Source organism: Massilia sp. 01N417, from assembly GCF_056399645.1.
Window position 1 is genome coordinate 253241 of the sequence record NZ_JBFTRS010000005.1, and the last position, 20702, is coordinate 273942.

At 67.0% G+C, this 20702-nt stretch carries 20 protein-coding genes; 11 read left to right on the forward strand and 9 right to left on the reverse strand.

All coding sequences use genetic code 11. The features are described from left to right. Positions 1-7: 7 nt before the first annotated feature. Together AC1DOQ_RS08050 and AC1DOQ_RS08055 are read left to right on the forward strand one after the other, a co-directional pair. Positions 8-1177 carry an ABC transporter substrate-binding protein gene (locus AC1DOQ_RS08050; RefSeq protein WP_477361967.1) on the forward strand — a complete coding sequence of 390 codons (1170 nt, stop codon included), beginning with the start codon at positions 8-10 and terminating at the stop codon, positions 1175-1177. Between the two features lie 26 nt (positions 1178-1203). Then, on the forward strand, positions 1204-2217 hold the full coding sequence (locus tag AC1DOQ_RS08055) for a Rieske 2Fe-2S domain-containing protein (protein WP_477361969.1): 1014 nt from the start codon (positions 1204-1206) through the stop codon (positions 2215-2217). Positions 2218-2221: 4 nt separating this feature from the next. Here the strand turns inward: AC1DOQ_RS08055 and AC1DOQ_RS08060 are convergent, their stop codons facing one another. From AC1DOQ_RS08060 to AC1DOQ_RS08090, 7 genes are all read right to left on the reverse strand, one after another. After that, a complete protein-coding gene (locus tag AC1DOQ_RS08060; RefSeq protein ID WP_477361971.1) occupies positions 2222-2719 on the reverse strand; it encodes a MarR family winged helix-turn-helix transcriptional regulator in 498 nt (165 codons plus the stop codon). A gap of 70 nt (positions 2720-2789) precedes the next feature. Further along, a complete protein-coding gene (locus AC1DOQ_RS08065; protein ID WP_477361973.1) occupies positions 2790-2993 on the reverse strand; it encodes a DUF4148 domain-containing protein in 204 nt (67 codons plus the stop codon). A gap of 255 nt (positions 2994-3248) precedes the next feature. After that, the gene (locus AC1DOQ_RS08070) at positions 3249-4988 is read right to left on the reverse strand and encodes a tannase/feruloyl esterase family alpha/beta hydrolase (RefSeq protein ID WP_477361975.1); all 1740 of its coding nucleotides are present in this window, start codon (positions 4986-4988) and stop codon (positions 3249-3251) included. A gap of 114 nt (positions 4989-5102) precedes the next feature. Then, positions 5103-6275 (reverse strand): ABC transporter substrate-binding protein, encoded by a 1173-nt coding sequence (locus AC1DOQ_RS08075; protein WP_477361977.1) that lies wholly within the window; start codon positions 6273-6275, stop codon positions 5103-5105. A gap of 56 nt (positions 6276-6331) precedes the next feature. After that, on the reverse strand, positions 6332-8221 hold the full coding sequence (locus tag AC1DOQ_RS08080) for a feruloyl-CoA synthase (RefSeq protein ID WP_477361979.1): 1890 nt from the start codon (positions 8219-8221) through the stop codon (positions 6332-6334). Positions 8222-8232: 11 nt separating this feature from the next. Further along, positions 8233-9678: an aldehyde dehydrogenase gene (locus tag AC1DOQ_RS08085; protein ID WP_477361981.1), complete on the reverse strand. Its 1446-nt coding sequence runs from the start codon at positions 9676-9678 to the stop codon at positions 8233-8235. Positions 9679-9774: 96 nt separating this feature from the next. After that, positions 9775-10608, reverse strand: coding sequence for a p-hydroxycinnamoyl CoA hydratase/lyase (locus tag AC1DOQ_RS08090; RefSeq protein WP_477361983.1), 834 nt, complete (start codon positions 10606-10608; stop codon positions 9775-9777). Positions 10609-10704: 96 nt separating this feature from the next. Here AC1DOQ_RS08090 and AC1DOQ_RS08095 point away from each other — a divergent pair, with 96 nt between their 5' ends. Next, complete coding sequence (locus AC1DOQ_RS08095) at positions 10705-11166, forward strand: MarR family winged helix-turn-helix transcriptional regulator (RefSeq protein ID WP_477362045.1); 462 nt, start codon at positions 10705-10707, stop codon at positions 11164-11166. Position 11167: 1 nt separating this feature from the next. Here AC1DOQ_RS08095 and AC1DOQ_RS08100 read toward each other — a convergent pair whose 3' ends face one another. After that, positions 11168-12346, reverse strand: a complete 1179-nt coding sequence (locus tag AC1DOQ_RS08100; protein WP_477361985.1) for an ABC transporter substrate-binding protein — start codon at positions 12344-12346, stop codon at positions 11168-11170. Positions 12347-12489: 143 nt separating this feature from the next. Here AC1DOQ_RS08100 and AC1DOQ_RS08105 point away from each other — a divergent pair, with 143 nt between their 5' ends. Next, the gene (locus tag AC1DOQ_RS08105) at positions 12490-13578 is read left to right on the forward strand and encodes a porin (protein WP_477361987.1); all 1089 of its coding nucleotides are present in this window, start codon (positions 12490-12492) and stop codon (positions 13576-13578) included. A gap of 20 nt (positions 13579-13598) precedes the next feature. Here the strand turns inward: AC1DOQ_RS08105 and AC1DOQ_RS08110 are convergent, their stop codons facing one another. Then, positions 13599-14456 carry an IclR family transcriptional regulator domain-containing protein gene (locus tag AC1DOQ_RS08110; RefSeq protein WP_477361989.1) on the reverse strand — a complete coding sequence of 286 codons (858 nt, stop codon included), beginning with the start codon at positions 14454-14456 and terminating at the stop codon, positions 13599-13601. A 196-nt stretch (positions 14457-14652) separates the two neighbouring features. Between AC1DOQ_RS08110 and AC1DOQ_RS08115 the strand changes: the two genes are divergently transcribed. The 7 genes from AC1DOQ_RS08115 to AC1DOQ_RS08145 all read left to right on the forward strand — a co-directional run bounded on the left by AC1DOQ_RS08115 (position 14653) and on the right by AC1DOQ_RS08145 (position 20624). After that, the gene (locus AC1DOQ_RS08115; protein ID WP_477361991.1) at positions 14653-15318 is read left to right on the forward strand and encodes a 3-oxoacid CoA-transferase subunit A; all 666 of its coding nucleotides are present in this window, start codon (positions 14653-14655) and stop codon (positions 15316-15318) included. 2 nt (positions 15319-15320) lie between these two features. Then, positions 15321-15965, forward strand: a complete 645-nt coding sequence (locus AC1DOQ_RS08120; protein ID WP_477362047.1) for a CoA transferase subunit B — start codon at positions 15321-15323, stop codon at positions 15963-15965. Positions 15966-15973: 8 nt separating this feature from the next. Continuing rightward, positions 15974-17176: a 3-oxoadipyl-CoA thiolase gene (pcaF, locus tag AC1DOQ_RS08125; RefSeq protein ID WP_477361993.1), complete on the forward strand. Its 1203-nt coding sequence runs from the start codon at positions 15974-15976 to the stop codon at positions 17174-17176. A 71-nt stretch (positions 17177-17247) separates the two neighbouring features. Continuing rightward, the gene (locus AC1DOQ_RS08130) at positions 17248-18114 is read left to right on the forward strand and encodes a branched-chain amino acid ABC transporter permease (RefSeq protein ID WP_477361995.1); all 867 of its coding nucleotides are present in this window, start codon (positions 17248-17250) and stop codon (positions 18112-18114) included. Further along, on the forward strand, positions 18111-19163 hold the full coding sequence (locus AC1DOQ_RS08135; RefSeq protein WP_477361997.1) for a branched-chain amino acid ABC transporter permease: 1053 nt from the start codon (positions 18111-18113) through the stop codon (positions 19161-19163). Before AC1DOQ_RS08130 ends, AC1DOQ_RS08135 begins: the two co-directional genes overlap by 4 nt. A 5-nt stretch (positions 19164-19168) precedes the next feature. After that, positions 19169-19930 carry an ABC transporter ATP-binding protein gene (locus tag AC1DOQ_RS08140; protein ID WP_477362049.1) on the forward strand — a complete coding sequence of 254 codons (762 nt, stop codon included), beginning with the start codon at positions 19169-19171 and terminating at the stop codon, positions 19928-19930. Beyond that, on the forward strand, positions 19923-20624 hold the full coding sequence (locus tag AC1DOQ_RS08145) for an ABC transporter ATP-binding protein (RefSeq protein WP_477361999.1): 702 nt from the start codon (positions 19923-19925) through the stop codon (positions 20622-20624). The genes AC1DOQ_RS08140 and AC1DOQ_RS08145 overlap by 8 nt, the downstream gene beginning before the upstream one ends. The last annotated feature ends 78 nt before the right edge of the window (positions 20625-20702 follow it).

A 20702-nucleotide genomic window follows, 5' to 3' on the forward strand; every position in this document is an offset into this window, starting at 1 on the left:
GACATGCATGAACAGGTTCACTCTCGGCGCTTGCCTGATCGCGGCATCGCTTGCCGGCGGCGCCGTCCAGGCCCAGGACGACACGATCCGGATCGGCGTTATCACCTCGCTCAGCGGCCCCGCCGCCGAGAGCGGCGCGCAGATGAAGGCCGGGATCGACACCTGGCTGCGCCTGAACGGCGACAAGGTGGCCGGCAAGCGCATCGAAGTCATCTACAAGGACGATACCGGCACCCAGCCGGACATCGCCAAGCGCCTGGCGAACGAGCTGGTCACGCGCGACCACGTGGACGTGCTGGCCGGCTTCGTGTTCACGCCGAATGCGATGGCCGCCGCCGGCGTCGCCGACCAGAGCAGGACGCCGATGGTGGTGATGAACGCCGCCGCTTCGAGCCTGACCGCGCGCTCGCCCTACGTGACCCGGGTCTCCTACACGATCGCGCAGTCGGCCAAGCCGCTGGCGGAATGGGCCTACCGCACCGGGGCGCGCCGCGTGTTCACCGTGGTGGCCGACTACGCGCCGGGCATCGATGCCGAGACCTGGTTCAACAAGACCTTCACTGGCCTGGGCGGCAAGATCGTCGGCTCGGTGCGCATGCCGCTGGGTAGCGTCGACTACGGCGCCTTCGTCCAGCGCGTCAAGGACGAGAAGCCGGACGCCATCCACGTCTTCCTGCCGAACGGCCAGCCGATGGTGGCCTTCACCAAGGCCTACCGCGAGAAGGGCCTGGACAAGGCGAACATCCGCTTCCTGGGCGGCGAGGGCTGGGGCGACGAGGACGTGCTGAAGGCGGGCGGCGATTCCCTGGTCGGCATCTATTCCTCGGGCTTCTATTCCTATACCCGGCCGGGCGCCGACAACGCCAGCTTCGTCGACGCCTTCGGCAAGACGGTGGGCGGGCGCATGCAACCCAGCTTCCTGGCGGCGTCTTCCTACGACGGCATGGCGCTGATCGCCAAGACCCTGGCCAAGACCGGCGGCAAACCGGGCGGCGCGGCCTTCATGCAGGCGCTCAAGGGCTATACCAGCAGCAGCCCGCGCGGCACGGTGACCATCGATCCGGCCACCCGCGACATCGTCCAGACCATCTACATCCGCCGCATCGACAAGCGCGACGGCAGGCTGGTGGCCACCGAGATCGACCGCTTCGACGCGGTCAAGGACCCGGCCAAGTAAGCCGCGCATTCATAAGGAGATTAGCCATGTTCCCGCTCGATCAATGGTATGTCGCCGGGTTTTCCTGGGAGTTGAAGGACCGGCCGCTGGCCCGGACCCTGCTGAACCGGAACGTCGTGATGTTCCGCACCGGCGAAGGCGTGGCCGCCGCGCTGGAAGACCGCTGCTGCCACAAGTCGCTGCCGCTGTCCTGCGGCACGGTCGAGAACCGCGGCGTGCGCTGCGGCTACCACGGCCTGCTGTTCGCGCCGGACGGCGCCTGCCTGGAGGTGCCCGGCCAGGAGCGCATCCCGGGCAAGGCGAAGGTGAAGTCGTATGTGCTGAGCGAGAAGGACAGCATCCTGTGGATCTGGATGCCGCGCGAAGAGGGTGGCCAGCCGACGATCGACCCGCCGGATTACTGGGTGCACCGCGATCCGCGCTACACCTTCAAGGGCGACGTGTTCCACTACGACGCGCCCTACCAGCTGATCCACGATAACCTGCTGGACCTCAGCCACCTGGGCTACGTGCACCTGAAGACCATCGGCGGCAACGCGGCCGTGCACATGAACGCCGAGCTGAAGGTGGAGGCCAGCGGCGACCAGGTCAGGGTGCTGCGCTACATGCCGGATTCGGCGCCGCCGCCGACCTACCTCGACGCCTGGCCCTTCAAGGGCAGGATCGACCGCTGGCAGGAAGTGGAGTTCAACGTCAGCCACCTGAACATCTGGACCGGCGGTGCCGACGCCGGCACCGAGGACATGACGGACCCGCAGCGCGGCGGCTTCCACATGCGCGGCTTTCATGCGATCACGCCGGAAACCGACACCACTGCCCACTATATGTGGACCATGGCGTCCAACAGCCACCCGGAGCGGCCGGACGTCAGCGGCGTCGTGTTCGACCAGACCGCGCTGACTTTCGAGGAGGACAAGGTGGTGATCGAAGCCCAGTACCGCAACATGCTGCGCCATCCCGGCGCGCCGCAGGTCGACATCCACGTCGACGTGGGTCCGAATCGCGCGCGGCGGGTCATCGAACGCCTGGCGAGGGCCTGAGCGCTCAGGCTTTCGTATCGAGGTTCCGCAGCACCCGCGCGTTAAGGCTGGCCAGGGTTTCCAGCTCGGCCGGCGTGAAGCCGGCGAAGGCGGCGGTGGTGGCGGCGGAGACCTCGGGCAGGATGCGCTCGATCAGCACGCGGCCCTCGTCGCTAAGGGAAATCATCACCGCGCGGCGGTCGCCCGGCTTGGGGCCGCGCCGGACCAGGGACTTGGCCGCCAGCTCGTCGCACACGCGCGTCAGGTTGGCGGGCTTCTCGTTGCAGGCTTCGCTCAGCTCCGAGGCGGTCGAGGTCTCGTCGACGCTGCCATACAGGATCGCCAGCACCATGTAGTGGGTGTCGCCCAGCTCGTACTGCCGCAGCGCGGCATTGCTCCTGTCGCGCAGGTTCTTCTGCAGATGGTAGGCCATCCGGACCAACAGCATCTTCTCGAACGGGAATCCGGGGACGCGGGCCTGGACTCGCCGCAGGCGCTGTTCGGTCGGACCAAAATCACTCATTGCATTCCTTGCAGCTTTTCAAAGTGCCGATTATCGCACCGACGCGGCCGAAAGAGTGCATTCGCAGGCTTCAGGGTGCCTTGTGCAGTTCGGGCCAGTTCGGATAGACGTATTGCGCTTCGGTCAGCGGGTAAGTGCCGTCGGCCCTGGCTTGTGCCAGTTCGGCCTGGACGCGGGCGCGGACCGGGTCGTTGGAGGCGACATTGCTATTGGTGGACGCGCAGCCGGCCAGGGCGGCGACGAGGACGACGGGGATCAGGGTTTTCAGGTTCATGATGTTCACCTCATTGAAGGAGGACCAGTGGAAAAGATTAGGTACAGGACATATTTTAGTACTGGATAGTTCATTTGTGAAGTAAATTCGCGTAAGTATAAATACGGATGCGTCCGCTTGAGCACGGCGCATGCTCATGCGGAGCGGGTAGATGGTCTGAACGAGGACGCTACGCCGGGGCGGCCTGCCTGGCAAGCGGAGAACGGCATGGCCGCATGCCAAGATTGACATGCGGCCATGGAAGGGGAAGGAGGATTACTGGCAGCTGAAGTTGGCGGCGTCGTCGACGCTGCCGCTGCCCTTGTAGCGCGCGACCTTCGGATAGGCGCACAGCGGACGGGTGCGCGAGGCCGACCAGTTGGCCGGCAGGTCGGCGTTCACGCCGCCGGCATTTCCGCTGCCGCGGGCCGCTGCCGTCACCGTGTCCGGCGCCTGGCCTTTTTCGACCCAGGCGACGAGCGGCGTCAGCATGTCGAACTGGTCGGTGGCAGGGCCGCCGGAACAGTGGTTCATGCCGGGCACCCGGAAGAAGCGCGCGAAGTTCGCGGCGTCGCCGCCGTTGGCCGTGCGCAGCGCTTCATACCAGGACGTGGTGTCGTCGCTCGAGAAGATCGGGTCGCTGGTGCCGTGGTAGACCAGCATCTTGGCGCCGCGGTTCTTCAGGGCGGCCAGGTTGGATGGATTCGGCGGCGTCATGAAGGACAGCGCGTTCTCCGTGTAGATGCCATTGGTCGCGTTGATCTTCGCCAGCATCGTGTCCAGGCTGCCGTTCAGCACGAAGCTGCGGCCGTCGAAGGTGGCGGGGTCTTCCGGCGGCACCTGCCAGATCAGGCCGACCGCGCCGGCATCGCGGTCGATCGGGGAGCTGAACTTCCAGCTCGCCCAGCCGTTGGTCGCCAGCCCGGCATCCCAGGGGAAGCTGGTGTAGATCGGCTTGCCGCTTTCGGTCTTCGCGCCGGCGAACAGGGCGGCGATGCCGCTCTTCTGGGCCGTGGTCAGGCAGGTGCCGTCGCGCGCGCCGCCGCAGCTCGGTACGTCGCGGTTGATGTCGAAGGCGGCCTGGCAGGCCTTGGTATCCTGCACCAGGCCGTCGGCGGCGCCGTCGAGGGCGTCGCACTTGCCCAGCACCGCATTCGAGACCAGCGCCCGTTCGGCCTGGGTGAAGCCGGTGCCGAGGTCGCCCGGCGTCGAGGCCAGCGCGGCATAGGTCTTGCCGCCGGCGATGTTGGCGATCGCCGCCAGCGGCAGGCGGAAGCCGGGGTCGCCCACCAGGAAGCCGTCGTACTGGTCGGCGTAGCGCGCCGCCGCCACCATGGTGTGGCGGCCGCCGTTCGAACAGCCGCCGATGTACGAGCGGTCCGGCGCCTTGCCGTAGGCGGCCTTGATCACGGCCTTGGCCATCGGCGTCAGCTTGCCGACCGCCTGGTAGCCGTAGTCGAGCCGCGCCTGCGGATCGATGCCGAAGAAGGGCGTCGGCGCGCCGTGGCCGGCGTCCGAGCTGATCACGGCAAAGCCCTGGTTCAGTGCATTGTCGAGGGGCCCGCCGCCGCCCACCGGCCCGAGGGCGCTGGCGACGCTGCCGTCGACGCCGCCGTTGGCCTGGTAGAAGAAGCGGCCGTTCCAGTTGAGCGGCAGGCGCATCTCGAAGCCGATCGCATAGCTCTTGCCGTCGACCGGGCTGGTACGGCGCAGCATCTCGCCCAGCACCTGGCAGTGGGCGGGCACCGGCTTGCCGCCCACGCTGATGGTGCCGGCGGCGATCGCATTGACGGCGCTGATGGTGGTGTCGGGATAGGTGAGCCTGGCTGCCAGGTCGGCGCAGCTCGCCATGCTGGCGCCGGTGGCCGCGCCCAGTTGCGGCAGGGCCTGCACCGGCGGCGTGACGGGCGGGTTGTCGGCGGCGGGCGGGCTGTCGTTGTCGCTGCAGGCGGCAAGCAGCAGGGCGGCGAGCGCCGCGGCGATGGTGGTAGCGGTAGTGGTGTGTCGCGTGTTCATACGTGTCTGGTCCTCTGCAAAATGACAGATCGAATACAAAACGTGGGGACGAACGGGACCCGCGCGGCCCTGGTGGAGGCCGCGGCGGCTTACTGCGATGGCGGGGTTTGCTGCTTAGTCGGGCATGACGTCCTTGAGGACGCCGATCGGTTCGTTGACCAGTTTGCCGTTGACCTTCTTGACTTCGCGGATGTACATGTTCTGTACGATGTCGCGGGTTTTCGGATCGATGCTGATCGGTCCGCGCGGGCTGTTCCACTTCATGCCGGTCAGGGTCTTGACGGCGGCGTCGCCGGTCACCTTGCCGTTCAGTTTGCGGATGGTCTCGTAGATCATGCCCATGGTGTCGTAGGCGGCCACGGTGACGAAGGTCGGCGCCGGGCGGTTCGGATTGGCCGCCGCATAGGCCTTCAGGAAGGACTTGTTGACCTCGTTGTCGAGCGCGGTCGAGTAGTTCAGCACCGTCACCGCGCCCAGCGCACGGTCGCCCAGGGCTTCCAGGGTCGGGCTGTCGCTGGTCATGTCGCCCACGCCGAGGAACTTGATGCCGGCCTTGTCCAGGCCCTTGTCGCTATAGGCCTTCAGCATGCCGACGCCATCCTCGACACCGGGGGCGAAGAAGAACACGGCATCCGGCTTCTGGTCCTTGATGCGCTGGACGAAGGGCGAGTAGTCCGGATTCGCCAGCGGCACCCGCGCCGAGCCGACGATCTTGCCGCCGCCTTCGGTGAAGCCCTTGGTGAAGCGTGCCTCGGCGTCGACGCCGGTGCTGTAGTCGCTCACCAGCGAATACACCTTGCCGATCTTGTTCTTCGCGGTCCAGTCGCCGAAGGGTTCGGTCATCTGCTGCATCGTCATCGAGGTGCGCAGCATATAGGGCGACTTGGCCGTGATGCCGGTGGTGACGGCGTTCATGACGATCATCGGCACCTTGCCCTGGGTGGCGACCGGCGCCACCGCCAGCGCGCTCGGGGTCAACGAAAAGCCGATCAGGAAGCTGACCTTCTCGCGGCCGATCAGCTCCTGGGCGGCGCGCTTCGAGAGTTCCACGTTGCTGCCGCCGTCGTCGCGGTACAGGATCTCGATCTTCTTGCCGGCCACCTTGTCGCCGTACTGATGCATATAGGTCTTGATGCCGTCCTCGAAGGGCTTGCCGATCTGGACGAAGGGGCCGGTCAGGGCCGCGATCACGCCGATCTTGATGGTGTCGCCTTCCTGGGCATAGGCGGACGTGCCGGCGAAGGGTAGAAAGGCCAGTCCGATGCATGCCAGTGTCTTCAGTTTCATGCTGTCTCCTCGTTGTATGAGTGCTGCCTGTTGTTGTGACTCTTGTTCCTTACGTCTCAGTCGGCGACGATGGTTTGCTCCTCGCTGCCGTCATACATCGCCTCGACCAGGGCGGCGCGGCGCTGCAGGACCGCGGCCTGGTTGATCGAGCCCTTGTCGGTCTGTTCGCGGTGGTCGATCGAGGGCGGTTCGGCCAGCAGCAGCAGGCGGTCGACCCGCTTCGACGAACCGCTGGCGTCGCGATTCAGCTCGCGCAGCAGGTTCTTGAAAAAGCTGCGCACCGGCGCGCTGGCCAGCACCTCGGCCGCCGAAGCATCCGCTCCGAGGCCGGACAGTTCGCGGCAGTGCTCGAGGCGCGGGAACACCATCAGGCCGATGACGGGGCGGTTCAGGCCCGTCACCACCGCGTCCTGCACATAAGGCGCGCCCATGCTGACCACCCGGGCCCGCAGCGGACCGACGCTGACGAAAGTGCCGGTGCTGAGCTTGAAGTCCTCGGCGATGCGGCCATCGAACATGAAGCCGAGTTCCGGCCGGTTCTCGTCGAAGAAGCGCAGGGCGTCGCCGGTGCAGTAGTAGCCGTCGTCGTCGAAGGCTTCGGCCGTCAGGTGGGGCGCGCGCCAGTAGCCCGGCGTCACGTGCGGGCCGTGGAAGCGCGCTTCCAGCTTGTCGCCGACGGGCACCAGCTTGACCTTGCAGCCCGGCGCCGGCACGCCGACATAGCCGGCGCCCACGATCGGCCCGGTGCCGAAGGTGCAGGAGGGCGAGGTCTCGGTCATGCCGAGGCCGGTCATGATGCGGATCGATTCGCCGCAGCAGGCGATCGCCACCTTGTCGAGGCGCTCCCAGGCCGCTTGCGACAGGCCGGCGCCGGCGCAGAAGAACAGCTTCACGCGCGAGAAGAAGTTGGCGGCGAGGGCGGCGTCGGTTTCCAGGGCCTCGGTCAGCATTTCCCAGCCGGCCGGGATGTTGAAGTAGACGGTCGGCGCGATCTCGCGCAGGTTATGGAGCGTGACGGCGAAGTCGCGCGGGGTCGGGCGGGCATCGTCGATATAGAGCGTGCCGCCGTTGTACAGCACGATGCCGACGTTGTGGCTGCCGCCGAAGGTATGGTTCCAGGGCAGCCAGTCGAGCAGCACCGGCGGCTCCTTGCCGAAGAAGGGGAAGGTCTGCAGCAGCATCTGCTGGTTACTGGTCAGCATGCCGTGGGTGGTGATCACCGCCTTCGGCTTCTTGGTCGAGCCGGAGGTGAACAGGAACTTGGCGATGGTGCCGGGGCCAACTTCCTCGTTGCGGGCGTCGATGGTGGTCGCTACCGTCTCCAGCAGGTCCGAGAAGCGGGTGGCGGCGTGGCCGGGCACTTCGCCGTCGCACAGGATCAGTTCCGCGCCGGCCGGCATCACGGCCTGGATCGCGCGCGCGAAAGCCGTGCCGTTGCAGGCGAAGATGGCGCCCGGCGTCAGCTGGGCGATCAGGTCGGCCAGCTTGGCCGGGTCGGTGGCGACCAGCGAATAGGCCGGCGACAGCGGCGCATACGGGATCCCGGCGTACATCGCGCCAAGGGCCAGCTGGAAGTGCTCGAGGTCGTTGCCGGACAGGATGGCCAGCGGCCGCTCCGCCGACAGGCCGCGGTCGAGCAGGGCCTGGCCGATGCGGCGCACGCGCTGCAGCACCTCGGCGTAGGACAGGCGGATCCATTCGCCGTCCGCGCCGCGGCGCGCCACCAGGGTGCGCTCGGGATGCCTGCGCGCGCCCTCGACCAGGCGGTCGGTGAAGCGCGGCGGGAAGTCCTCCAGCGGCGTGATCGCATCGACGTGCCAGATCCCATCGACCTGGTAAGCGCCGATCTCGGGGTTGCCGAGTTCGATCTCGCGCCGCTTCGCAACGCCCGCTGTCCGGCCCGATTCGCTGCCGCCGCCATCGAAGCCATTCGTCGATTGGGTCATGGCAGCTCCGCTCAGATCGGGTAGTGGCGGTGGCCGGTCTGCACCGTGATCCAGCGCAGGTCGGTGAACTCGGCGATCGCCGCCTTGCCGCCGAAGCGTCCGTAGCCGCTGCCTTTCACGCCGCCGAAGGGCATCTGGGCTTCGTCGTGCACGGTCGGGCCGTTGATGTGGCAGATGCCCGATTCGATGCGCTGGGCCACCGCCATCGCGCGTCCGATGTCGCGCGAGAACACGCTCGACGAGAGGCCGTATTCGCTATCGTTGGCCAGGCGGATCGCTTCCTCGTCGCTGTCGAAGCGCAGCACCGAGACGATCGGGCCGAAGGATTCTTCCTGGTAGACCAGCATCTCGGGCGTGACGCCGTCGACGATGGCCGGCTGCATGATGTTGCCGTCCACGCCGCCGTCCGCCTGGGTCACGGTCGCGCCGCGCGCGCGCGCATCCTGCAGCATGGCGTCCACGCGCAGCGCGGCGCCCGGGTCGATCATGCCGGCCAGCGGGGCGTCGCTGCGGGCAGCCTTCAGCTTGGCGGTCTTGGCGGCCAGCTTCTCGACGAAGCGGTCGGCCACCTTGCGGTCGACCAGGATGCGGTCGGCCGACATGCAGATCTGGCCCTGGTTGAAGAAGGCGGAGAAGGCGGCCGCTTCGACTGCTTCGTCGAGATCGGCGTCGTCCAGCACCACCACCGGGTTCTTGCCGCCCAGTTCCAGCAGCACCGGCTTCAGGTGCTTGGCCGCCTGCTGGGCGATGATGCGGCCGACCTTGGTCGAACCGGTAAAGTTCACGCGGCGCACGGCCGGATGGGCGATCAGGCGCTCGACCACCTGGGGCGCATCTTGCGGCGCATTGCTGATGACGTTGACGACACCCGGCGGGAAGCCGGCGTCCGTGAACACCTGGCCGATCAGGCGGTGCAGGGCGGGGCAGAGCTCCGACGATTTCAGCACCACCGTGTTGCCGCAGGCGAGGGGCATCGCCAGCGCGCGCGTGCCGAGGATGATCGGTGCATTCCAGGGCGCGATGCCGACCACCACGCCGCAGGCCTGGCGCACGCCCATCGCCAGCGAACCGGGGACGTCGGAGGGAATGACTTCGCCGCCGATCTGGGTCGTCATCGAAGCCGCTTCGCGCAGCATGTTGGCGGCCAGGGTCACGTTGAACTGGTACCACATCGGCGCGCCGCCGGCCTCAAGCACGGCGGTCTCGACGAAGCGGCCGCGCAGCGCTTCCATGGCGTCGGCGGCCTTCAGCAGCAGGGCGCGGCGGGCGCCGGGGGCCATCGCTGACCAGGCCGGGAAGGCCGCGCGCGCGGCCTCGACGGCGGCGTCGGCATCTTCCAGGGTGGCGGCGGCGGCGCGGGTCGCGACGTCGCCAGTGGCGGGATCATGGCGCTCGAAGGTGGCGCCGTTGGAGGCGGGGCGGGCTTCGCCGCCGCACAGCAGATCTGCGTTGAACATATGAGGTCTCCTCACTGTGACTGGATGAAAGGCGGCTGCCCGTCTGCACGGGCGCCGCCAGGCTTGTTATTCTTCTTATTGTCGGGTATTTCCCGCTCAGCTGCGCTTGTAAGTCTGCAGGCCCGGCTTGATCGTCTTATCGTCCAGGAACTGCTTGAGGCCTTCCTTGCGGCCTTTTTCCGGGTCGCGGTAGTTCGACTGGTCGGTCTTGGCGTACAGGTAGTCCTCGTTCTGGTCCCAGCTCAGTTCGCGGCAGCGCTTGAAGCCGATCTTCGCGTAGCGCAGCACCACCGGGTTCTTTTCCAGCAGCTTGCCGGCCAGTTCGATCACGGCGTCGCGCAGCTCTTCCTTCGGCACGCTCTTGTTGACCAGGCCCATCGCGGCCGCTTCCTTGCCGGTAAAGGTGTCGCCGGTCATGATGTAGTGGAGGGCCTGGCGGTGGCCCATGGTGTCGGCCACGGCCTTGCTGACCAGGTTGCCCGGCGGGATGCCCCAGTTGACTTCCGACAGGCCGAACACGGCGTCGTCGGCGGCGATCGCCAGGTCGCAGGCCACCAGCGGCGAGAAGGCGCCGCCGAAGCACCAGCCGTTGACCATCGCGATGGTGGCCTTGCTGTACATGCGCAGCAGCTTCCACTGCCATTGCGAGCAGTCGCGGCGCATGCGCTCCTGCATGATTTCCGGCTTGCCGTCGGTCTCGCGGAAGTACTCCTTCAGATCCATGCCCGCGGTCCAGGACTCGCCGGCGCCGGTCAGCACGATCACCTGGGCCTCGTCGTCCAGTTCGAGCGTTTCCAGCACGTCGATCATCTCGCGGTTCAGGGTCGGGCTCATGGCGTTGCGCTTTTCCGGGCGGTTCAGGGTGATCCAGCCGATCCCGTTGTCGACGTCGACCTTGACGGTCTGCCAGCGCGCTTCGTATTTGGACATACAATGTCTCCTCAGTGGTTTGTGTAGTATCAGGCTACCTGATATGTGCCTTATACTATACGCAGCTCTTTTCCCTGACAAGCATCTTTTATGGCAATCGAAAAAAAATCCCAGCCAGCCGCCACGCCGGCAAAACCGACCGGCCTGGCCTACCTGGCCGGACGCCTCGACCACGTCCTCAACCAGCGCCTGCGCGAAAGCCTGGCGCCGTACGGCCTGTCGGTGCCGCAGTACACCGCGCTGTCGGTGTTCCGCGCGTACGGCTCGCTGTCCAACGCCCAGCTGGCGACGCGCACCATGATCTCGCCGCAGTCGGCCAACGAGATGGTCAAGCAGATGGAGGGGAAGGGCTGGATCGAGCGCAGGCCGGACCCGGCCCACGGACGCATCATCCAGATCAGCCTGACGGCGTCCGGCGAAGCGGTCCTGCGCGACTGCGACGCGCAGGTGGTGGAAGTGGAAAACATCATGACCGCCGGCCTCGGGAAGGAAGAACGCGCGCAGCTGCAGGCGCAGCTGCGCGCGGCGGTGCACGCGCTGAGCGTGCAGGGGCTGTGAATTACTTGCCCGGATCCTTCTGGTTCGGGAATTTGTCGAACTCGACGTTGTACGGCTGGCCGTTGACCTTCTCGACCTTGCGCACGTAGACGTTCTGCACGATGTCGCGGGTGGCCGGGTCGATCGCGACCGGGCCGCGCGGGCTCTCGAACTTCATCCCCTTCAGCACCGCCATGGCCTTGTCGCCATCGATCTTCCCGCCCAGCTTCTGGCTGACCTCGTAGATCGCATGCATGCCGTCATAGGCGCCCACCGCCATGAAGTTGGGACGGCCGCCGTTCGGATTGGCCTGCGCGAAGCTCTTCAGGAAGGCATCGTTCTCGGGCGACTTGTGGGCCGCCGAGTAGTGGAAGGTGGTGATCACGCCCAGGGTGGCGTCGCCGATCGCCGGCAGCACGTGGTCGTCGGTCAGGTCGCCGGTGGCGATCACCTTGATCCCGGCTTCCGCCAGGCCGCGCTCGCGGTAGCCCTTCATGAAGGCGATGCTTTGTTCGCCGGCCGGCACGAACACGAACACGGCGTCCGGCTTGGCGTCCTTGATGCGCTGGATGAAGGGTGCGAATTCCGGGTTCTTCAGCGGCACGCGGATCGCCTCGACCACCTTGCCGCCGTTCTTCTGCAGGCGCTCGCTGAAGGCCTTCTCGGCATCGATGCCGGGGCCGTAGTCGGCCACCACGGTGGCGACGTTCCTGATCCCGTTCTTGACCGCCCAGTCGCCCATCGGCGCCGAGATCTGCGGCAGGGTCATCGAGAAGCGCGCGATGTAGTCCGACTTGGTGGTGATGATGGACGTCGCCGCGTTCATGACGATCATCGGCTTCTTCGCCTGCTGGGCGATCGGCGCCACCGCCAGCGCTTCCGGCGTCAGGCCGAAGCCGGCCAGGAAGTCGACCTTGTCGCGCACCACCAGTTCCTGCGCCAGGCGCTTGGCGATTTCCGGCGAAGGACCGGTGGTGTCCTTGTAGATCACCTGGATCTTCTTGCCGGCGACCGTGTCGCCATGCTGGGCCATCCAGGCCTTGATGCCGCCTTCCATCTGCTTGCCGTAGTCGGCGAAGGGGCCGGAGAAGGCGGCGATCACGCCCACCTTGATGGTGTCCTGGGCTTGCGCGGGCAGGGCGCCCAGGGTGCTCATGGCGGCCAGCGTGGCGATTGCGGTTGCGAGGGTCCTGCGCTTCATGCATGTCTCCTGTGGTTGGGTGTTGTCTTATTGCACGTATCTTGTTGACATTATCAGGCTACCGAACATAGTATTTATTTAGCGTTCGATAAGCAACAACTTGTTCGATAATCGAACGCAGATAATTAATCCTAGGAGACACAATGAAGAACACCCTCTGCAGCGCAGTGGCGCTGACCTGCGGCCTCGCCGCTTCCGCCGCCGGCGCACAGACCAATGTCACGATCTACGGTATCGTCGATAGCGGCGTGGCCTACATGACCAACGTGAACGCCGCCGGCGACAACATGTTCAAGATGCCTTCGCTGACCAGCTCCTTCCCGTCGCGTATCGGCTTCCGTGGCACCGAAGACCTCGGCAACGGCCTGCAGGCCTTCTTCGTACTGGAAAACGGCCTGGCGATGGACACCGGCACCCAGCAGCAGGGCGGCCGCCTGTTCGGACGCCAGGCCAACGTCGGCCTGAAGGGATCGTGGGGCGCCATCACCCTGGGCCGCCAGCTGAACATGACTTATATCTCGCAGCTCAAGTCCGACGTGCTGGGACCGCACCTGTTCGCGGTCGGCAGCATCGACGCCTACCTGCCGAATGCGCGCAGCGACAATGCGATCGGCTACATGGGCAACTTCAATGGTTTCGTGGTGGGCGCCACCTGGAGTTTCGGGCGCGACGCCTCCGCCGCCGGCGGACCGGCCGCCACCAACTGCCCGGGCGAGGTCGCCGGCAATTCGCGGGCCTGCCGCCAGTACACGACCCTGGTGGGCTACGAGGTCAAGGACTGGGGCGTGAACACCTCCTACGACCGCATGTACGGCAATACCGGCGCCGCCGGCGGCCTGACCAGCAGCGACAACACCGACGTCCGCACCACCCTCAACGGCTACGTGATGCTGGGCGCGACCAAGATCGGCGCCGGCCTGATCGACCGCGACACCCACGCCGCCACCGGCCGCACCGAATCCGATCTCTACTACATCGGCGTCAGCCACCCGATCGGCGCCTACGTCATCGACGCCCAGGTCGCCCGCCGCGACACCAAGAACTCCAGCTCGGACGTCAACATGCTGGTGGGACGCCTGACCTACAACTTCTCCAAGCGCACCGCCTGGTACGCCTCGATCGGCCGCATGGCCAACAAGGGCACCTCGGCGGTGGCCCTGGATGCCGGCGGCACCGTGGGCGCCGGCCTGGGCCAGAACGGTGTCATGACCGGCCTGCGTCATACCTTCTAAATTAAAAGGTCGCGGCCTTTTCAGGGCAGGAGCACCGACAGCTCCTGGGCGCCGCGCAGCAGCACCGGCAGGAACTCCTGCTTCATCCGTTCCACGGTGACGCGCGCGGCCTGGGCGCCGACGTTGAGGGCCGCCAGCACCTGGCCCGAGGCGCCGCGCACCGGCACGGCGATCGAGCGCAGGCCCAGTTCGAGCTCCTCGTCGATCAGCGCGTAGCCGTCCTGGCGCACGCCGGCCAGCAGCTCGCGCAGGCGCTTCTGGTTGACCACCGTGTGCTCGGTCATCGGGCGCAGCTTGACGCGCGCGAAGTAGGCGTCCAGCTCGTCCGGCCGCAGGTGGGCCAGCATCACCCGTCCCAGCGAGGTGCAGTAGGCCGGCAGGCGGCTGCCGGTGTTGAGCGCCACCGACATCACGCGCGAGGCGGCCGAGCGCGCCACGTACAGCACTTCGCCATCCTCCAGCACCGCCAGCGAACTCGATTCGCCCAGCTCGCGGCTGATGTTGTTCAGGTAGGGCTGGCTGGAGACCGTGAGCGGGGTCGACGACAGGTAGGAATAGCCGAGCGTGAGCACCTTGGGGCGCAGCGAGAAGTTGTTCAGCTCCGCGTCCACGTAACCCAGCTGCTGCAGGGTGTACAGGCAGCGGCGCACGGCGGCGCGCGGGATCCCGGTCTTCTGGCTGATCTGGGCGATGGTCTGGGGCTTGCGCGAATCGCTGAAGGCGCGCACCACGGCCAGGCCGCGCGCCAGCGAGGTCATGAAGCTGGGGTCGGTCAGGGCGTCGATCTGCTCGGCGATGGTCGGCTCGCGCTCTTCCTGCGCAGCAATAGCCTCGGCCGGTTCGGCGGGCTCCGTGGTCTTGGTGGTCGTTTTTGTCATGGCGGCGATTGTAAAACAGGGGCGGGTGGGTTTTCGCGTCGGGTTGGTGTTTTTTCTTGACCTTCCGGCCAGCCTGCCGATACACTTGGATGGACGGTAATCGATCATGTGTGCGATTATCGAACAACGAAGCGGGAATTTCAAGTGCACGATTTCAAGTGCGGCGGCAGATCCGGCGCACGGACAAGGTGGAACCATGATTGATAAAACATTCGAATCGCTGGAGAAGGCGGTCGCCGATATCCACGACGGCGCGACGGTGATGATCGGCGGCTTCGGCAATGCCGGCATGCCCTCCAGCCTGATCGACGCGCTGATCGCGCAGGGCGCGCGCGACCTCACGATCGTCAACAACAATGCCGGCAACGGCGAAACCGGGCTGGCGGCGCTGCTGAAGGCCAAACGGGTACGCAAGATCATCTGCTCCTTCCCGCGCCAGGCCGACTCGCACCACTTCGACGCCCTGTACCGGGCCGGCGAGATCGAGCTCGAGCTGACCCCGCAGGGCAACCTGGCCGAGCGCATCCGCGCGGCCGGCGCCGGCATCGGCGGCTTCTTCACCCCGACCGGCTACGGCACCCTGCTGGCCGAAGGCAAGGAGACCCGCGTCATCGACGGCCGCAACTACGTGCTGGAGTCGCCCATCCACGCCGACTTCGCGCTGATCAAGGCATTGCGCGGCGACCGCTGGGGCAACCTGGTCTACCGCAAGACGGCGCGCAACTTCGGCCCCGTCATGGCGATGGCGGCCAAGACCACCATCGCCCAGGTGAGCGAGATCGTCGAACTCGGCGAACTCGATCCGGAAGTCATCGTCACGCCGGGCATCTTCGTCCAGCGCGTGGTGAAGGAGGCAGCATGAGCATGAACCGTTATACCCGCGACCAGATCGCCGCGCGCGTGGCCCAGGACATCCACGAAGGCGCCTACGTCAACCTCGGCATCGGCCTGCCGACCAAGGTTGCCAACTACCTGCCGGCCGACCGCGAAGTGCTGCTGCACAGCGAGAACGGCGTGCTCGGCATGGGCCCGGCCCCGGCGCCCGGCGAGGAAGACGAGGACCTGATCAACGCCGGCAAGCAGCCGGTGACCCTGCTGACCGGCGGCGCCTACTTCCACCATGCGGACTCGTTCGCGATGATGCGCGGCGGCCACCTCGACATCTGCGTGCTGGGCGCCTTCCAGGTGTCGGAAAAGGGCGACCTGGCCAACTGGCATACCGGCGCGCCCGACGCGATCCCGGCGGTGGGCGGCGCGATGGACCTGGCGATCGGCGCCAAGCAGGTCTTCGTCATGATGGACCACCAGACCAAGACCGGCGAGAGCAAGATCGTGCGCAACTGCAGCTATCCGCTGACCGGCGTGGCCTGCGTGAATCGCATCTATACCGACCTCGCCGTGCTCGACGTCACCCCGCAGGGCCTGGTCGTGCGCGAGATGGCGCCGGGACTGACTTTCGAGGAGCTGCAGGCCGTCACCGAAGCTCCGCTCGTACAACCCAAGCAATGAGGAACACCATGGAAGATGCATTCATTGTCGATGCGATCCGCACCCCGATCGGCCGCTACGGCGGCGCGCTGAAGGACGTGCGCGCCGATGACCTCGGCGCCATCCCGCTGCGCGAACTCGTGAAGCGCAATCCCGGCGTGGACTGGAGCCAGGTCGACGACGTGATCTTCGGCTGCGCCAACCAGGCCGGCGAGGACAACCGCAACGTGGCCCGCATGTCGGCGCTGCTGGCCGGCCTGCCGCAGGAAGTGCCCGGCACCACCGTGAACCGCCTGTGCGGCTCCGGCATGGATGCGGTGGGCATCGCCGCGCGCGCCATCCGCGCCGGCGAAGCGCGCCTGATGATCGCCGGCGGCGTCGAATCGATGACCCGCGCGCCCTTCGTCATGGACAAGGCCGACAGCGCCTTCTCGCGCAACGCCCAGATCTACGACACCACCATCGGCTGGCGCTTCCCGAACAAGCTGATGAAGCAGCTGTACGGCACCGATTCGATGCCGGAGACGGCCGAGAACGTGGCGGTCGACTACAAGGTGTCGCGCGAAGACCAGGACCGCTTCGCACTGGCCAGCCAGCAGAAGGTGGCGCGCGCCCAGCGCGAAGGCCTGTTCGACGAAGAGATCGTGCCGGTGACGATCCCGCAAAAGAAAGGCGACCCGGTCGTCTTCGCCCGCGACGAGCATCCGCGCGAGACCAGCCTGGAAGCGCTGGCCAAGCTGAAGGGCGTGGTGCATGCGGAAGGCAGCGTCACCGCCGGCAATGCCTCGGGCGTGAACGACGGCGCCTGCGCGCTGCTGCTGGCGAATGCCGACGCCGTCAAGCAGTTCGGCCTGACCCCGCGCGCCCGCATCGTCGGCATGGCGACTGCAGGCGTGGCGCCGCGCGTGATGGGCATGGGCCCGGCGCCGGCGTCCAAGAAGCTGTTGGAGCGCCTCGGCATGACGATCGACCAGATCGACGTCATCGAGCTGAACGAAGCCTTCGCCTCGCAGGCGCTGGCGGTGCTGCGCGAATTGAAAGTGCGCGACGACGATCCGCGCGTGAACCCCTACGGCGGCGGCATCGCCCTCGGTCATCCGCTCGGCATGAGCGGCGCGCGCCTGGTGACCACCGCGCTGTACCAGCTGCAGCGCACCGGCGGCCGCTATGCGCTGTGCACCATGTGCATCGGCGTGGGGCAGGGTATCGCGATGGTGATCGAACGGGTATAAAGCAGGTTTAGAAAAGAAGAGTAGCAGGAGACAAGCATGGACAAGCGACACGAGACAGACGGGAGGCAGCCATGATCGGCAATATGATCGGCGTGCTGTTCGACGGGATAGCCTATGGCAGCCTGTTGTTCCTGATTAGCGTCGGCCTATCGGTAACGATGGGCATGATGAACTTCATTAACCTGGCCCACGGGGCCTTCGCCATGATCGGCGGCTATGTCTGCGTGACCTTGCTGTCCCGGCTCGGGCTGCCCTTCCTGGCGACCCTGCCGCTGGCCTTCCTGGCCGCCGCCGTCGTCGGCCTGGTGCTGGAGCGGACCCTGTACCGCCGCCTGTACAAGGCCAGCCACCTCGACCAGGTGCTGTTCTCGATCGGCCTGACCTTCATGGCGGTGGCCGGCGCCACCTGGCTGTTCGGCCCGACCCAGCAGCCGGTCAACCTGCCGGACTGGCTGCGCGGCCAGGTGCACGTGCTGGGTCTGGACCTCGGCGTCTACCGCCTGTTCCTGATCGGCGTGGTGGTGCTGGTGACCACCGCTCTGGTGCTGCTGATCGAGCGCACCCGCTTCGGCGCCCAGATCCGCGCCTCGGTCGACAACCAGACCGCCGCCGCGGGCCTGGGCATCAACGTCAGCCGCGTGTTCAGCCTGACCTTCGCCCTCGGTTCCGGCCTGGCCGGCCTGGGCGGCGGCCTGGGCATCGACGTGCTGGGCCTGGACCCGAGCTTCCCGGTCAAGTACATGGTCTACTTCCTGCTGGTGGTGGCCGTCGGCGGCGCCGGTTCGATCAAGGGCCCGCTGATCGCCGCCCTGATCCTCGGCGTGTTCGACGTCGCCGGCAAGTACTACGTGCCGGAAGTCGGCGCCTTCGTCATCTACACGCTGATGGTGGTGCTGTTGATCCTCTTCCCCTTCGGCCTCGTCAGGAGGAAAGCATGAGCGCACCCATCGACACTAAGCTGGCGTCTTCCGCCAAGCCGGCCGCCCCGGCATCGCCGGCCGCGGCGTCCGCCCTGGCGCGCCTGCCGAACGACCGCTGGAAGCCGCTCGAGATCGCGTTCTGGCTGCTGCCGGTGGCGTCCTGGTTCCTGTTCCCGAACCACCTGGTGCTGGTCAGCCAGATCATGATCGTCGGCCTGTTCGCGCTCTCGCTCGACCTGGTGCTGGGCTATGCGGGCATGGTCTCGCTCGGCCACGCGGCCTTCTTCGGCCTCGGCGCCTACACCGCCGGCCTGCTGTCGGTGCATGGCTGGGGCGAACCGGTGTCCGGCCTGTTCGCCGCCGCCCTGGTGGCCGGCGTGGCGGGCTTCATCGTCAGCTTCCTGGTGGTGCGCGGGCAGGACCTGGCGCGCTTGATGGTCACCCTCGGCATCGGCCTGATGCTGTTCGAGGCGGCCAACAAGGCGGCCTTCATCACCGGCGGCGTCGACGGCCTGTCCGGCATGGTCGTGAAGCCGCTGTTCGGCAGCTTCGAGTTCGACCTCTACGGCAAGACCGCCTTCTGGTACAGTCTGGGCGTGCTGTTCCTGCTGTTCGTGCTGTTGCGCCGGATCGTCAACTCGCCGTTCGGCCTGTCGCTGCGCGGCATCCGCGAAGGCGGCCGCCGCATGCCGGCGATCGGCGCCAACGTTGAGCGCCGCCTGAAGGTCGCCTTCACCATCGGCGCCGCGATCGCCGGCGTGGCCGGCGCGCTGCTGGCCCAGACCACCCAGTTCGTGGGCCTCGACTCGCTCGGCTTCCCGCGCTCGGCCGAGCTGCTGATCATGCTGGTGCTGGGCGGTACCGGCCGCCTGTACGGCGCGCTGGTCGGCGCGGCCGTGTTCATGGTTGCGCAGGACTACATCTCCGGCCTCGATCCCGCCTACTGGCAGTTCTATATCGGCCTGCTGCTGGTGCTGATCGTGCTGTTCGCACGCGGCGGCATCCTCGGCGGCCTGGAAAAGCTGGCCCGGCGTTTCAAGCCGGCCGCGCGCAAGGAGCAAGCATGAGAGACATGAGCACCAACGACCGCACCCTGCGCACCGAAGCGCTGTCCAAGCAGTGGGGCGCCTTCAAGGCGAATACCGACGTCTCGCTGAGCTTCGCGCCCGGCGCGCGCCATGCGCTGATCGGACCGAACGGCGCCGGCAAGACCACCTTCATCAACCTGCTGACCGGCGCCCTGCTGCCGACCAGTGGCAAGGTATGGCTTGGCGCGCACGACATCACGACCCTGCCGCAGCACGAGCGGGTCAAGCTGGGCATGACCCGCACCTTCCAGATCAACACCCTGTTCGCCGGCATGACCGTGCTGGAATCGGTGGCGCTGGCGATCTGCGAGCGCCGCGGCCTGCAGAAGGTCTGGTGGAAGACGGTCGAGAAGCATGCCGACGTGGTCGAGGAGGCGATGGCCCTGCTGGCCACGCTGAAGCTGACCGACGAAGCCAACAGCATCACCGGCAGCATGGCCTACGGCAAGCAGCGCCTGGTCGAGATCGCGCTGGCGCTGGCCACCAAGCCGGCCATCCTGCTGCTGGACGAACCGGCCGCCGGCATCCCGCAGGCCGAGAGCCGCGAGCTGTTCGAGGTGATCGCCCAGCTGCCGCGCGACGTCACGATCCTGTTCATCGAACACGATATGGGGCTGGTGTTCCGCTTTGCCGAGCGCATCACGGTGCTGGTGGGCGGCAGCGTGCTGACGGAGGGCACGCCGGCGGAGATCGCGGCCGATCCGCGCGTCAAGGAAGTCTATCTGGGGGAGGCCGAACATGCCTGAACTGCTTGCATTCGACCGGGTGAGCGCCGGCTACGGCGAATCCATCGTCCTGGAAGACGTCTCGTTCACGATGGAGGAGGGCGCCAGCCTGGCCCTGCTGGGCCGCAACGGCGTCGGCAAGACCAGCCTGCTGGTCACGCTGATGGGCCTGACCCGCATGCACAAGGGCGCGGTGCGCTGGGCCGGCAAGGACCTGGCGCGCATGCCGACCCACCAGCGTTCGCGCTCCGGCCTCGGCTGGGTGCCGCAGGAGCGCCATATGTTCCCTTCGCTGACGGTGGAGGAACACCTGACGGTAGTGGAGCGCCCGGGTCCGTGGAATCTGCAGCGCATCTACGAGATCTTCCCGCGCCTGCGCGAGCGCCGCGCGAACATGGGCAACCAGCTCTCGGGCGGCGAACAGCAGATGGTGGCGATCGCGCGCGCGCTGATGACCAACCCGCGCATCCTGCTGCTCGACGAGCCGATGGAAGGCCTGGCGCCGATCATCGTGCAGGAACTGGTGCGCGTGATCCGGCGCCTGATCGCCGACGAAGGCATGTCGGTGATCGTGGTCGAGCAGCACGCGCGCCTGGCGCTGTCGCTGACCGAGCGCGCCATGGTGCTGGACCGCGGCCGCATCGTCCACGAGTCCGACAGTGCCAGCCTGCTGGCCGATGGCGACAAGCTGGACCGCCTGGTGGCGGTGGCCTGAGTTCTCAGGATGCGCGCATCTGCGTGGGCACGGTGTGCCCACCCTACGGCGGATGCCGGTAGGGTGGGCTCCCCGAGC

Coding starts and splice junctions, on each gene's coding strand:
- AC1DOQ_RS08050 (WP_477361967.1), top strand. CDS start 8: ATGAACAGGTTCACTCTCGGCGCTTGCCTGATCGCGGCATCGCTTGCC.
- AC1DOQ_RS08055 (WP_477361969.1), top strand. CDS start 1,204: ATGTTCCCGCTCGATCAATGGTATGTCGCCGGGTTTTCCTGGGAGTTG.
- AC1DOQ_RS08060 (WP_477361971.1), bottom strand. CDS start 2,719: ATGAGTGATTTTGGTCCGACCGAACAGCGCCTGCGGCGAGTCCAGGCC.
- AC1DOQ_RS08065 (WP_477361973.1), bottom strand. CDS start 2,993: ATGAACCTGAAAACCCTGATCCCCGTCGTCCTCGTCGCCGCCCTGGCC.
- AC1DOQ_RS08070 (WP_477361975.1), bottom strand. CDS start 4,988: ATGAACACGCGACACACCACTACCGCTACCACCATCGCCGCGGCGCTC.
- AC1DOQ_RS08075 (WP_477361977.1), bottom strand. CDS start 6,275: ATGAAACTGAAGACACTGGCATGCATCGGACTGGCCTTTCTACCCTTC.
- AC1DOQ_RS08080 (WP_477361979.1), bottom strand. CDS start 8,221: ATGACCCAATCGACGAATGGCTTCGATGGCGGCGGCAGCGAATCGGGC.
- AC1DOQ_RS08085 (WP_477361981.1), bottom strand. CDS start 9,678: ATGTTCAACGCAGATCTGCTGTGCGGCGGCGAAGCCCGCCCCGCCTCC.
- AC1DOQ_RS08090 (WP_477361983.1), bottom strand. CDS start 10,608: ATGTCCAAATACGAAGCGCGCTGGCAGACCGTCAAGGTCGACGTCGAC.
- AC1DOQ_RS08100 (WP_477361985.1), bottom strand. CDS start 12,346: ATGAAGCGCAGGACCCTCGCAACCGCAATCGCCACGCTGGCCGCCATG.
- AC1DOQ_RS08105 (WP_477361987.1), top strand. CDS start 12,490: ATGAAGAACACCCTCTGCAGCGCAGTGGCGCTGACCTGCGGCCTCGCC.
- AC1DOQ_RS08110 (WP_477361989.1), bottom strand. CDS start 14,456: ATGACAAAAACGACCACCAAGACCACGGAGCCCGCCGAACCGGCCGAG.
- AC1DOQ_RS08115 (WP_477361991.1), top strand. CDS start 14,653: ATGATTGATAAAACATTCGAATCGCTGGAGAAGGCGGTCGCCGATATC.
- AC1DOQ_RS08120 (WP_477362047.1), top strand. CDS start 15,321: ATGAACCGTTATACCCGCGACCAGATCGCCGCGCGCGTGGCCCAGGAC.
- pcaF (WP_477361993.1), top strand. CDS start 15,974: ATGGAAGATGCATTCATTGTCGATGCGATCCGCACCCCGATCGGCCGC.
- AC1DOQ_RS08130 (WP_477361995.1), top strand. CDS start 17,248: ATGATCGGCAATATGATCGGCGTGCTGTTCGACGGGATAGCCTATGGC.
- AC1DOQ_RS08135 (WP_477361997.1), top strand. CDS start 18,111: ATGAGCGCACCCATCGACACTAAGCTGGCGTCTTCCGCCAAGCCGGCC.
- AC1DOQ_RS08140 (WP_477362049.1), top strand. CDS start 19,169: ATGAGCACCAACGACCGCACCCTGCGCACCGAAGCGCTGTCCAAGCAG.
- AC1DOQ_RS08145 (WP_477361999.1), top strand. CDS start 19,923: ATGCCTGAACTGCTTGCATTCGACCGGGTGAGCGCCGGCTACGGCGAA.